Here is an 11,321-nt window from a genome sequence, read left to right as displayed (position 1 = left end):
GTAGGAGCGTGCTCGCATGAGGTGCTGATTGTTCACGCCCCCTGCTCGTAGGACTCGCGGGGGGACCCCCAGCTGGCGCTCGCTCATGCGACGGTGGCGACGACCAGGCCCGCGGCGAGGCCGGCGGCGTAGAGCAGCTCGGCGAGGCCGACGTCACGCAGCACGGGGATGAGCGTCGCGCCGTCGGCGCCGGAGAGCACGACCTGCGTCGCGCGCAGGGCGAGCGGGAGGCCGATGACGCCCAGCAGCGCCCACGGCGTCGACGCCAGCGCGGCCGCGACGAGCGCGAGCGCGGCCAGCACCACGAGCACGAGGAAGAACCGTCGTGAACCGGCGTCGCCCAGCACCACCGCGAGGGTGCGCTTGCCGGCGACGACGTCCGTGGGGATGTCGCGCAGGTTGTTGGCGACGAGGATCGCGCACGCCAGCGCTCCCACGCCGACCGCGGCCGCGAGCGACGTCGCCGTGACCCGCTCGAGCTGCACGTACGTCGTGCCGAGGACGGCAACCAGTCCGAAGAACAGGAAGACGCTGACCTCGCCGAGGGCACGATAGCCGTACGGCTTGGCGCCGCCGGTGTACGTCCAGGCGGCTCCGAGGGCAGCGACACCCACCAGGAGCAGCCACCAGGTGGTCGTCGCGGCGAGCGCGAGACCGAGCAGGCCGCCGAGGGCCAGGAACCCCAGCGCGGCGCTCCGCACCGCGCCGGGAGACGCGAGCCCGGAGCCCACGAGACGCAGCGGGCCGACCCGATCGTCGTCCGTGCCGCGGATGCCGTCGGAGTAGTCGTTGGCGTAGTTGACGCCGACCTGCAGCGCGAGGGAGACGCCGAGCGCGAGCAGGGCCTTCCACCACACGAAGCCCTCGGCGTGGACGGCCGCGCCGGTGCCCGCGAGGACCGGGGCGACGGCCGCCGGGAGGGTTCGGGGCCGCGCTCCCTCGACCCACTGGGACAGGTTCGCGCGGGCGGGAGCGTGGTCGGCAGGCACGACGCTCAGTGTGCCACCGCCGTAGGGTGGTTCCATGAAGCAGCCACCGTTCCCCTTCGTGCTGGTGGCACTGACCGCGGTGATGGGCTACCTCGCGCTCTCGGAGTCCGAGGCAGCGCTGCGGATCCTGTGCGGCGTCGCGGCGCTCATCCTGGCTGCCGCAGCGCTCTACCAGTCGCGGCCCGTCCGTGAGCCGGAGGAGCCGATCACCGACGACGACCTGTGAGCGCGTCGCTGCGGCCCGTCGGGGGAGACCCTCGGGCGCTGCTGCGGGCGCTGGCCCCGTGGGTTGCCGAGGGTGGCGAGCCGCTCGTCGTGCGGACCTCCGGCAGCACCGGTGAGCCCAAGGACGTCGTGCTGTCCCACGCGGCCGTGCTGGCATCGGCCCGCGCGACGCAGGAGCGGCTCGGTGGGCCGGGGCGTTGGTTGCTGGCGCTGCCTACGGCGGGCGTGGCAGGCCTGCAGGTGCTCGTGCGCTCGCTGCTCGCCGGAAGTGATCCCGTCGTGCTGGACGAGCACCCCGACCTCACCGCCGCCCTGGACGTGCTCGCCGCGGGGGGCGGGCGGACCTACGCCTCGCTCGTGCCGACGCAGCTGCACCGGCTCGACCGGGAGGGCCGCCTCGGTCTGCTCGCGCGCCTGGACGCCCTGCTCGTCGGTGGCGCGGGGATCGACCCCGGGCTGCTCGAGAGGGCCCGTGCAGCCGGCGTCCCGGTGGTGCGGACGTACGGCATGAGCGAGACGTGTGGAGGCTGCGTCTACGACGGCGTGCCGCTGGACGGCGTCCGGGTCCGTGTCGACGAGGGCGGCCAGGTGCTCGTGGCGGGCCCGACGCTCTTCAGTGGGTACGGCGAGGTGCCGTTCACGGGGGAGTGGTTCGCGACGGCCGACCTCGGCACGCTCGGGCCCGACGGCGTCCTGGGCATCACCGGCCGGGTCGACGACGTCGTGGTGAGCGGAGGCGTCAACGTCGCACTGCCGGTGGTGGAACGGACGCTGCGCCAGGTCGCCGGGGTCGGGGACGCTGCCGTCGTCGGAGCTGATGACGCGGAGTGGGGGTCGCGCGTGGTGGCGTTCGTCGTGCCCTCGGACGCCGTGTGCCTGGACGGCTTGGGTCTCGACGCGGTGCGCGACGAGCTCGAGGGGCTCGGCCTGGACCGGCGCTGGGCGCCGCGGCAGCTGGAGCTCGTCGACACCCTGCCGCTCCTGCCCGGCGGCAAGGTCGACCGGCTCTCGCTCCGCACCCGCGCCTCCCAAGATTTGTGAGCCCCTGCACCCGAATCGGCCTCGTGGGTCAGGTTCGGGTGCAGGGGCTCACAAATTGCGAGGTGTCAGATTGCGAGGTGTCAGATTGCGATGTGTCAGGCGGAAGAGACGGCGTCGGCGACCGACGCGCTGCCGCCCACGACGTCCCACTGGCGGCCGATGCCGTTCCCGGAGTCCAGGACCTCGGCTGCCACGGCGGCGACGTCGCCACGGGGGATCTCGCCCCGCTGCGCCGACTCGGCCACCGTGACCTCGCCGGTGGGCTCGTCGTCGGTGAGCATGCCCGGACGCAGGATGGTCCAGTCCAGGCCGGAGCCTCGCAGCGCGGCGTCGGCGTCGCGCTTGGCCTCGACGTAGGCCTGCCACACCGGGTCGGCGTCCTCGGGCAGCGGCAGGTCGACCCCGATGGCCGAGATCTGGACGAAGCGGGCGATGCCTGCCTGCTTGGCACCGTCGATCGACTTGAGGGAGCCCTCGAGGTCGACGGTGCGCTTGCGCTCGATGTTGCCGTCGGGCCCGCCCCCCGCGGCGAAGACCACGGCGTGGCAGCCCTCGAACGCGGCGGCGAAGGCCCCGGCCTCCTCGGCCTCGATGTCGAGACGCCGGGCGGTGGCACCGAGCTTCTCCACGGTCGCGACCTGCGAGTCGTTGCGGACGAGGGCGACTGGGGTGTGGCCAGCGGCGACAAGGCGCGGGATGAGCTCCCGAGCGATCTGTCCGTGGCCTCCGACGATGGCGATCTGGGTCATGCCTCCACCGTGGCACGACGGTGGTGAGCCCGCTGGTCGGGGCCGGGGCCGCCAGGCCTCCCCGGCTGAGCGGGTCCGTGTGTGACGCGATCCGAGTCCATCTGCACGGCTTTCTGCCGTTTGCACGGGTTGCAACCCGTGCAGATGGAAGATTCCCGTGCAGCAGTGCTGGTTCCCATGTCGACATGGGAACCAGCAGGGACCCCGCCGCGACCCGTCGGCCGGGCCGTCGGCGACTAGGGTCGGGGCGTGCGCACCGTCCCGTTCTCGATCCCGATGCCGATGAGGTTCCGCGGCATCGAGCGACGTGAGGGCGTGCTGCTGGAGGGCTCCGCCGGGTGGGCGGAGTTCAGCCCCTTCCTCGACTACGACACCGCCGAGTGCCTCCCGTGGCTGCGGGCTGCCCTGGACTCCGCGAGTCGCCCGTGGCCCGAGCCGCGCCGCGAGCAGGTGCCGGTCAACTGCACCGTGCCCGCCGTGGATCCCGACGTCGCCCGCGACATCGTCGAGCGGTCCGGGTGCAGGACAGCCAAGGTCAAGGTGGCCGAGCCGGGACAGGACCTGACCCACGACCTCGCCCGGGTGGCGGCCGTCCGCGAGGCCATCGGCCCCGACGGCCACGTCCGCGTCGATGCCAACGGGGGATGGACGCTGGAGGAGGCCGAGCGAGCCGTCACCGCCCTCGACGCCGCCGTCGGTCTGGAGTACGTCGAGCAGCCGTGCGCCGCGGTCGAGGACCTCGCGGCCCTGCGGCGACGGGTCGCCGTCAAGGTCGCCGCGGACGAATCCATCCGACGCGCCGACGACCCCTACCGCGTCCGCGACCTCGAGGCCGCGGACATCGCGGTGCTGAAGGTGCAGCCGCTCGGTGGGGTCCACGCCTGCCTGCGCATCGCCGAGCAGATCGAGCTGCCCGTCGTCGTCTCCAGCGCCGTCGAGACGTCGATCGGGCTCGCGGCGGGCCTCGCCCTGGCTGCCGCGCTGCCCGATCTCCCCCACGCGTGCGGTCTGGCCACGACCTCACTGCTCGACGCCGACGTCGTCGCCCGGCCGCTCGTGCCCGTCGGCGGTCTGCTCCCCGCCGGCCGGCTCGCCATCGACCCCGACGCGCTCGCGGGTGTCGCGCCCCCGCCGGCCACGGTCGAGCGGTGGCACCACCGTCTCGCCGAGGTCACCGCGATGCTCGAGCAGGAGGAGACTCGCGATGCCCGGCGCTGAGCGCGACCGCAGCTCCGTCGCCGTGGCCCGCAGCCTGGTGGAGCGCATGGTCGGCCTCGGTGCCACGGAGGCGGTGCTCGCCCCCGGGTCCAGGTCGGGGCCGATCGCGCTCGCGCTGCACGCGGCCGACGCCGACGGCCTCCTGCGCCTGCACGTGCGCGTCGACGAGCGGGAGGCGGGCTTCCTCGCGCTCGGCCTGGCCAAGGCCTCCGGCGCACCCGTGCCGGTCGTGACGACGTCGGGCACGGCGGTCGCCAACCTGCACCCCGCGATGCTCGAGGCCCTGCACGCGGACGTTCCCGTCGTGGCCGTGACGGCGGACCGGCCCGGACACCTGCGCGGGACCGGGGCCAACCAGACCACCGACCAGCGCCGCATCTTCCCGGGGGTGCCGTACGTGGACGAGGTGCCGGCAGTGCTCGGAGGACCGGTCCATCTCAACCTCGAGCTCGACGAGCCGCTGGTCGAGCCCGTGGAGTGGCACTTCGCCCCGGACCCCGCACCTGGGTCGGCGGCCAGGGAGCGCACCGTGGTCACGCTGGAGCCCGGGCCGCGCACCGTGGTCGTCGCGGGCGACGACGCCGGGCCCCGCGCGCGCATCCTGGCTCGCGACGCCCGCTGGCCGCTGCTCGCCGAGCCCAGCTCCGGTGCCCGCACCGGCGAGGCCCTCGTGTCCTGCCGGCTGCTGCTGGACTCCCCGCTGGCCGACCACGTCGAGCGGGTCGTCAGCGTCGGTCACCCCACGTTGTCGCGCCCGGTCTCGCAGCTGCTGGCACGATCCGACGTCGACGTGGTCCATCTCGGCCCGCCCGCCACCTTCCCGCACGTCCCGGGGCCGAACGTGCGGTTCGCCGATGACGTCGAGGCCGCTGCCTCCTCCGACGCCTCGTGGCTCGGGCTGTGGCGGCTCGCGGACGCGGCCCTCACACGCGCCGTGGACGAGGTCGTGCGCGACCGGCCCGACGCCGTCCCGCTGCGAGTGGCCCGGACGCTGGCCGCCGCCGTACCACCGGGCGGCATGCTGTTCGTGGGGTCCTCGCACCCCATCCGTGACCTCGACCTCGTGGCTCGGCCGTACCCCGCGGGCGAGCACCGCCTGGTGATCGCCAACCGTGGGCTCGCCGGCATCGACGGCACGGTATCCAGCGCGGTCGGGGCAGCCCTGGCTCGGCAGCGTCGACGTCCCGGCAGTGCCGCGCTGGCCGTCATGGGCGACCTCACGTTCCTGCACGGCGCGGGCGGTCTGCTCATCGGACCGGCGGAGCCTCGGCCCGACCTCACGGTCGTGGTCGTGAACGACGACGGCGGCAGCATCTTTGCCACCCTCGAGCAGGGTGCCGGCGAGTACGCCTCGGCCTTCGAACGTGTCTACGCCACGCCCACCGGCGCCGACCTCGAGGCCCTGTGCCGGGCCCATGGCGTCCCGCACCGCCGAGTGTCGCCCGACGACCTCGCGGGGGCGCTGGAGGAGCCCGCCGCCGGCCTGCGGGTGCTGGAGGTCCCGGTACCTCGGGCGGCCCGACGTGACCTCGCTGGCGCGGTCCGGGCGGCAGCGACGGCCTCCCAGGAGTCCTGGCAGCGAGCGTTGGACGCCTTGGGATACCGAGAGTAGGTTTGTGACGCCGATCACCGCCACCGCCGAGAGGGTTCCATGGGCACCGAGAGCTTCGACTACATCGTCATCGGATCGGGCAGTGCCGGCGGAGTCGTCGCTGCCCGGCTGACCGAGGACCCCGCCGTCTCCGTCCTGCTGCTCGAGGCCGGGCCGATGGACGACGACGACATGATCCACCTCCCGGCGGCCTTCTCCACCCTGTTCAAGACCAAGTGGGACTGGGGCTACCAGACGACGGCGCAGAAGCACCTCGGTGGCCGACGGGCCGACTGGCCGCGCATGAAGGCGCTCGGCGGGTGCTCCTCCATGAACGCGATGATCTACATCCGCGGCAACCGCGCCGACTACGACGAGTGGCGCGACGCCTACGGCGCCACCGGCTGGGGCTATGAGGACGTCCTGCCGTACTTCAAGCGCGCCGAGGGGAACACCCGGCTGCACAACTCCTTCCACGGCAACGACGGACCGCTCGTCGTGGAGGACCGCCGCTTCACCCACGAGCTCAGCCACGCCTTCGTCGATGCCGCCGTCGCGGCCGGCCACAAGCCGACCGACGACTTCAACGGCGCCGAGCAGGAGGGCGCGGGCCTGTACCAGGTCACGTGCCGCAAGGGCCGACGCTGGTCGATCGCCGACGCCTACATCCGCCCCGCGATGCGCCGGCCCAACCTCACCGTACGCACCGAGGCGTTCGTGACGCGGGTCGACCTCGAGGGCACCCGCGCCGTCGGGGTCACCTACCGCCGCGACGGCGCCCTGCACTCGGCCCGGGCCGACGCCGAGATCGTGCTCAGCGGGGGAGCCGTCAACAGCCCCCAGACGCTCATGGTCTCCGGCATCGGCCCCGCGGCGCACCTGCGCGACATGGGCATCGACGTCGCCGTCGATCTCCCCGGCGTCGGGAGCAACCTGCAGGACCACCCCGTCTCCGGCATCCTCGCCCACACCAAGGACACCAGCGACGTCGCGGAGTTCCTCGACCTGCCCAACATGCTCAAGGCCCAGAAGCTCGGCCGCGGGCCCCTGACGTCGAACATCGCCGAGGCCGGCGCCTTCTTCGGCTCGCGCGAGGGCATGGACGCTCCCGACATCCAGATCCACTTCGCCCCCACCGGCTTCTGGGACAACGGCCTGCACGAGCCGACCCAGCGGGCCCTCACCGCCGCCATCACGCTCGTGCGCGTGCAGAGCCGCGGACACGTCCGGCTGCGCTCGGCCGACCCCACCTGGCACCCGGAGATCGAGGCGGGCTACTTCGACGACCGCGCCGACCTGGAGGCGATGATCTCCGGCTACCGCGGCATGTTCGAGATCCTCAAGCAGGGACCGCTGGCCAAGTACGTCGACGCCCCGTGGGAGCCCGAGACCTTCGATCCGACCGACGAGCAGATCATCGAGACCATCGGCCGGCTCGGCCAGACGCTCTACCACCCGGTCTCGACGTGCGCGATGGGCACCGGCGAGGACGCGGTCGTCGGCCCGGACCTTCGGGTCCGCGGCGTCGATGGCCTGCGCGTCGCGGACGCGTCCGTCATTCCCGCCGTCCCCCGTGGCAACACCAACGCCCCCACGATCATGGTCGGCGAGAAGGCCGCCGACCTGCTGAAGGAGTCCCGATGACCAGCACCATCCCCGCTCCCACGTCCGCCCCGGCCGCCGGTCCGCGACGCCCCATCTCCAGCGCTCCGCCGCCGGCCGAGGGCGTCGACACCTTCGAGTCGCTCGACCCGGCCACCGGCGACGTCGTCGGCGTCCACCCGGTCGGTTCGCCCGAGGACGTGGCGCTCGCCGTCGAGCGGGCGCGCGAGACGGCCCGCTGGTGGGGTGGGCTGTCCTTCGCCGAGCGCGCGGACCATCTCCTGACGTGGCGCAGCGTCATCACGCGCCGTCTGCCGCAGCTGGCCGAGCTGGTCCACCGCGAGACCGGCAAGCCGCACGGTGACGCCACCCTCGAGGCGTCGCTGGCCATCGACCACATCGCCTGGGCCGCCAAGAACGCCAAGAAGGTGCTCGGTCCGTCCTCCGTCCCGGCCGGACTCGTCATGGCCAACCAGGCGGCGAGCGTGGAGTACAAGCCGCTCGGCGTCGTCGGGGTCATCGGCCCGTGGAACTACCCGGTGTTCACGCCGGTCGGCTCCATCGCCTACGCCCTCGCCGCCGGCAACACCGTCGTGTTCAAGCCCAGCGAGTACACCCCGGGGGTGGGTCAGTGGCTGGCCGACACCCTCGCGGAGGTCGTCGGCGGTCGCGCCGTGCTGCAGTGCGTCACCGGCCTGGGGGAGACCGGCAGCGCGCTGTGCACCTCCGGCGTCGACAAGCTGGCGTTCACCGGCTCCGGTGCCACCGGCAAGAAGGTCATGGCCGCGTGCGCCGAGACGCTCACGCCCGTGCTGATCGAGGCCGGCGGCAAGGACTCGCTCATCGTCGATGAGGACGCGGACGTCACGGCGGCCGCCGAGGCGGCACTGTGGGGCGGCATGAGCAACGCGGGCCAGACCTGCATCGGCACCGAGCGCGTCTACGTGCACCGTGCCGTCTTCGCCCAGTTCGTCGACGAGATCACCGAGCAGGCGCGCGGCTTGCGCGCCGGTGGTGCGGGAGCGCAGATCGGCCCGATCACGATGCCGTCGCAGGTCGACGTCATCCGCAGCCACGTCCAGGACGCCCTCGACAAGGGCGCCACGGTCGTCCTCGGCGGGCCCGAGGCCATCGGCGAGCGGTTCGTGCAGCCCACCATCCTGACGTTCGTGCCCGAGAGCTCCTCGGAGATGACGGACGAGACGTTCGGCCCGACGCTCGCGATCAACCCGGTCGACAGCATGGAGGAGGCCGTCGAGCGCACGAACGCGACGCGCTACGGCCTGGCCGGGGCGGTCTACTCCAAGAAGCGCGGGATGGAGATCGCCCGGCAGGTCCGCTCCGGCATGACGTCGGTCAACTCCGTCATCGCCTTCGCCGGGGTGCCGTCGCTTCCCTTCGGTGGCGTGGGCGAGTCCGGCTTCGGTCGCATCCACGGGGCCGACGGCCTCAAGGAGTTCACCTACGCCAAGTCGATCACGCGTCAGCGCTTCAAGCCGCCGCTGAACCTGACGTCCTTCCAGCGCGACGAGAAGGCCGAGAAGGCGCTCGGCCTGATCGTCACCCTCCTGCACGGGGGCAAGAAGACCCTGCGCTGACCCTGGATTGGTGCATCAGCAACGATGGAAACGACTCCTGGTTGCTGAGGCACCGATGGGGGCCGGGCCGCGGATCGGTGCCTCAGCAACGAAATGACTCGCGTTCAGGTTGCTGAAGCACCGATCCGACTGATCACGACCGCTATCGGTTGCTGAGGCACCGATCACAGGTGAAGCGGCTCGAAGAGGGCGCCCGGTTCAGCAGCTAGGAGAGGGCGTCGCGCACCGGGATGAGCTTGGCGCGGGACTCGGCGAGCTCCTCGTCAGGGACGGAGTCCGCGACGATCCCGCAGCCGGCGAACAGCCGCACGCTGGTGCCGTCCTCGCCCACCTGCGCCGAGCGCAGCGCGATGCCGAACTCGCCGTCGCCGCTCGCGCCGATCCACCCCACGGGCCCGGCGTACCGCCCACGGTCCAGGCCCTCGATCTCGCGAATCAGGTCCATGGCGGCCTCGCGTGGCGTGCCGCCGACGGCCGCCGAGGGGTGCAGCGCCGCGGCGAGCATCAACGCGCTCACGTCACCGGCCACCACGCCGGTGACGTCGGTGGCCAGGTGCATGACGTTGGGCAGGTGCAGCACGAACGGCGCCTCGGGCACGTTGGTGCTCGTGCAGTAGGGCATCAGGGCGTCAGCCACGGAGCGCACGGCGTACTCGTGCTCCTCCAGGTCCTTGCTGGAGCGGGCGAGCGAGGCGGCGAGCGCGAGGTCGTGGGTGTCGTCGCCCGTCCGTCGGATCGTCCCTGCGAGCACCCGTGAGGTGACCAGGCCGCGTTCGAGCCGCACCAGCATCTCCGGGGTGGAGCCGAAGAATCCGTCGACGTGGAACGTCCAGCACCCGGGGTAGTGGTCGGCGAGCCGGGCGAGGGGGGCCCGCACGTCGAGCGGCTCCTCCAAGGTGGCCACGAGGTCGCGCGCGAGGACCACCTTGTCCAGGTCGCCGTCGGCGATCCGGGCCACGGCGCCGGCCACGATGTCCAGCCACTGCTCGGCGTCGACGTCACCGTCCCGGAAGCCGGCGGTGCGCGGAACGTCGGCCGGGCCGGTGCTGGACAGCTCGGGTCGTGAGGTGATCCTGGTGCCGATGAGCGTCACCCAGCAGCGTCCGTCGCGGCGACCGACGAGGACCTCCGGCACGACGAGCCGACTGCCCTCGGCCTCGGCGTCGAAGGTGAACGTGCCGAAGGCGACCAGGCCCGTGCCCGGGACGTCCACCTCGTCGCGCACGACGCTGTGCCGGGTGACCTCGCGCCACCAGGCGTGGGCGTCCCGGAAGCGGGTGTGGTCCCCGGTCTCGTAGGACGCGGCACACCCCCAGCCGACCAGGCCGTCGCCATGGTGGACCCAGGCCACCGCGTCCTCGCGGGGCAGCAGGGAGATCAGTGCTCCGGGATCCTCGACCTCCAGGGTCCGCACCAGCAGCGGGACCGCCGATCCGGCGCCACGAGGGGTGCCGGAGGGGTCGACGACGGGACTGCTCACCCGGTCGAGGGTACTCTCGCAGCCTTCACCGCACCGGGCACGGTCGGTACCTCGCGGTGCGTCATGGCACAGTGGCCGCGTGAGCCGAGCCGGTCTGGACAAGGAGCCACGCGACGTCGCGCGGATGTTCGACACCGTCGCCCGACGCTACGACCTCACCAACGACGTCCTCTCCGTCGGCCAGGACCGCCGTTGGCGCAGCCGGGTCGTCGACCTCGTCGCACCGCAGCCCGGTGAGCTCATCCTCGACCTCGCCGCAGGCACCGGGACGTCGAGCAAGCCGTTCGCCGACGCCGGCGCCACGGTCGTGCCCAGCGACTTCTCGCTGGGTATGCTGCGGGTGGGTCGCGAGCAGTACCCCGACCTGCCCTTCGTCGCCGGGGACGGCATGGGGCTGCCCTTCGCCGACGACGTCTTCGACGCTGTCACGATCTCCTTCGGACTGCGCAACATCCACGACCCCGTGCAGGGCCTGCGGGAGCTGCTGCGTGTCACCAAGCCGGGGGGTCGGATCGTCGTCTGCGAGTTCAGCCGGCCGACGTGGGCGCCGTTCGAGTCGATCTACTCCAACTACCTCATGCGGGCGCTGCCGAGCATCGCGCGACGCGTCTCGTCCAACCCGGAGTCCTACGTCTACCTCGCGGAGTCCATCCGGGCCTGGCCGGACCAGAAGGGCCTGGCGCTGCGCATGGTCGAGGCCGGCTGGGGGCGGGTGGAGTGGCACAACCTGTCCGCGGGCATCGTCGCCCTGCACCACTCCCGCAAGCCCTGAGGCCCCACCGCGGAGTGCCGAACGGGGTTAGTGTGACCTTAGTTACGGGTGGATCC

At 72.7% G+C, this 11,321-nt stretch carries 10 protein-coding genes; 7 read left to right on the top strand and 3 right to left on the bottom strand.

Annotation, left to right across the window (positions count from 1 at the left end; all coding sequences use genetic code 11):
• Window positions 1-83: 83 nt before the first annotated feature.
• Entirely contained in the window at window positions 84-989 is a 906-nt protein-coding gene (locus ACHAAC_RS11245; protein ID WP_435716318.1) for a 1,4-dihydroxy-2-naphthoate polyprenyltransferase, read from the bottom strand.
• A 34-nt stretch (window positions 990-1,023) separates the two neighbouring features.
• Between ACHAAC_RS11245 and ACHAAC_RS11240 the strand changes: the two genes are divergently transcribed.
• The gene (locus ACHAAC_RS11240; protein WP_435716317.1) at window positions 1,024-1,215 is read left to right on the top strand and encodes a hypothetical protein; all 192 of its coding nucleotides are present in this window, start codon (window positions 1,024-1,026) and stop codon (window positions 1,213-1,215) included.
• Entirely contained in the window at window positions 1,212-2,255 is a 1,044-nt protein-coding gene (locus tag ACHAAC_RS11235; RefSeq protein ID WP_435716316.1) for an AMP-binding protein, read from the top strand. Before ACHAAC_RS11240 ends, ACHAAC_RS11235 begins: the two co-directional genes overlap by 4 nt.
• A 95-nt stretch (window positions 2,256-2,350) precedes the next feature.
• Here ACHAAC_RS11235 and ACHAAC_RS11230 read toward each other — a convergent pair whose 3' ends face one another.
• Window positions 2,351-3,004 (bottom strand): SDR family oxidoreductase, encoded by a 654-nt coding sequence (locus tag ACHAAC_RS11230; RefSeq protein ID WP_435716315.1) that lies wholly within the window; start codon window positions 3,002-3,004, stop codon window positions 2,351-2,353.
• A 249-nt stretch (window positions 3,005-3,253) separates the two neighbouring features.
• On the opposite strand from ACHAAC_RS11230, the gene ACHAAC_RS11225 reads away from it, so the two are divergent.
• Genes ACHAAC_RS11225 through ACHAAC_RS11210 form a run of 4 tightly spaced genes read left to right on the top strand, consistent with a single transcriptional unit; the run spans window position 3,254 to window position 9,013 of the window.
• Window positions 3,254-4,222, top strand: a complete 969-nt coding sequence (locus tag ACHAAC_RS11225; protein WP_435716314.1) for an o-succinylbenzoate synthase — start codon at window positions 3,254-3,256, stop codon at window positions 4,220-4,222.
• Window positions 4,209-5,834: a 2-succinyl-5-enolpyruvyl-6-hydroxy-3-cyclohexene-1-carboxylate synthase gene (gene menD, locus ACHAAC_RS11220; RefSeq protein WP_435716313.1), complete on the top strand. Its 1,626-nt coding sequence runs from the start codon at window positions 4,209-4,211 to the stop codon at window positions 5,832-5,834. Before ACHAAC_RS11225 ends, menD begins: the two co-directional genes overlap by 14 nt.
• Window positions 5,835-5,873: 39 nt before the next feature.
• On the top strand, window positions 5,874-7,457 hold the full coding sequence (locus ACHAAC_RS11215; protein WP_435716312.1) for a GMC family oxidoreductase: 1,584 nt from the start codon (window positions 5,874-5,876) through the stop codon (window positions 7,455-7,457).
• Window positions 7,454-9,013: an aldehyde dehydrogenase family protein gene (locus ACHAAC_RS11210; protein WP_435716311.1), complete on the top strand. Its 1,560-nt coding sequence runs from the start codon at window positions 7,454-7,456 to the stop codon at window positions 9,011-9,013. The genes ACHAAC_RS11215 and ACHAAC_RS11210 overlap by 4 nt, the downstream gene beginning before the upstream one ends.
• Before the next feature lie 205 nt (window positions 9,014-9,218).
• Here the strand turns inward: ACHAAC_RS11210 and ACHAAC_RS11205 are convergent, their stop codons facing one another.
• A complete protein-coding gene (locus ACHAAC_RS11205) occupies window positions 9,219-10,493 on the bottom strand; it encodes an isochorismate synthase (protein WP_435716310.1) in 1,275 nt (424 codons plus the stop codon).
• A gap of 79 nt (window positions 10,494-10,572) precedes the next feature.
• On the opposite strand from ACHAAC_RS11205, the gene ACHAAC_RS11200 reads away from it, so the two are divergent.
• Window positions 10,573-11,265: a demethylmenaquinone methyltransferase gene (locus ACHAAC_RS11200; protein WP_435716309.1), complete on the top strand. Its 693-nt coding sequence runs from the start codon at window positions 10,573-10,575 to the stop codon at window positions 11,263-11,265.
• Window positions 11,266-11,321 lie beyond the last annotated feature (56 nt).

It is taken from the genome of Aeromicrobium sp. CF4.19, from assembly GCF_051262555.1.
Lineage (GTDB): Bacteria > Actinomycetota > Actinomycetes > Propionibacteriales > Nocardioidaceae > Aeromicrobium.
This window is presented reverse-complemented; position numbering and strand designations above follow the sequence as displayed.